At 37.0% G+C, this 327-nt stretch carries 1 protein-coding gene; it reads right to left on the bottom strand.

The genetic code is table 11. The features are described 5' to 3' along the window. Positions 1-327: response regulator (locus ACYVTD_RS18665; protein ID WP_461249078.1), on the bottom strand; the 327-nt coding region annotated here is incomplete at both ends.

Here is a 327-nt window from a genome sequence, read left to right as displayed (position 1 = left end):
GTGTATATCTATTGGTTTTGAAATAAAATCATCAAAACCGTTACTTAAAAACATTTCGGCCTGACCTGTTAATGCGTTAGCCGTCAAAGCAACTATTGGTCTTGTATAGCCCGATTTACGCAGTTGTTTTGTAGCTTCTATGCCGTCCATTTTCGGCATCATGTGATCCATAAATACTACATCATAAATTGCGCCGTCTTTGATTTTTTGAATAGCTTCAAATCCGCTGGTTGCAACGTCAATTTTAAGTCCATAAGGAATCATAAGACCTTTTGCGACATATAAATTGGTTTCCACATCATCGACAATAAGAACATTGCCATAAGG

It is taken from the genome of Treponema sp. R6D11 (assembly GCF_054786075.1).
Note: the sequence above shows the minus strand (reverse complement) of the source record. Positions and strands in the feature narration are given on the sequence as shown.